This window comes from Pseudomonas sp. 34 E 7, assembly GCF_900005715.1.
Classification (GTDB): domain Bacteria; phylum Pseudomonadota; class Gammaproteobacteria; order Pseudomonadales; family Pseudomonadaceae; genus Aquipseudomonas; species Aquipseudomonas orientalis_A.
The window spans coordinates 6,462-6,697 of record NZ_CVTX01000179.1 but is presented as its reverse complement, the minus strand read 5'-3'; positions in this window follow the sequence as shown (position 1 = coordinate 6,697).

The following is a 236-nucleotide window of genomic DNA, read 5'->3' as shown; positions in this document are numbered from 1 at the left end:
GCGCCTAAGATCAAAAGCAAAAGCGCGGCGGCCTTAGAGCCGACCGGTATCTTGTGTCGATCCTGGCCCAACTGTGGGAGGGGGCTTGCCCCCGATGGTGGCCTCAGAGCCGACCAGGATTTTGTGTCGATCCCGGTCCAACTGTGGGAGGGGGCTTGCCCCCGATGGCGGCCTCTGGGCCGACCAGGATGTTGGATCAGATCGAGTACATATCCGTTTCTGCGGTCACGGCCACT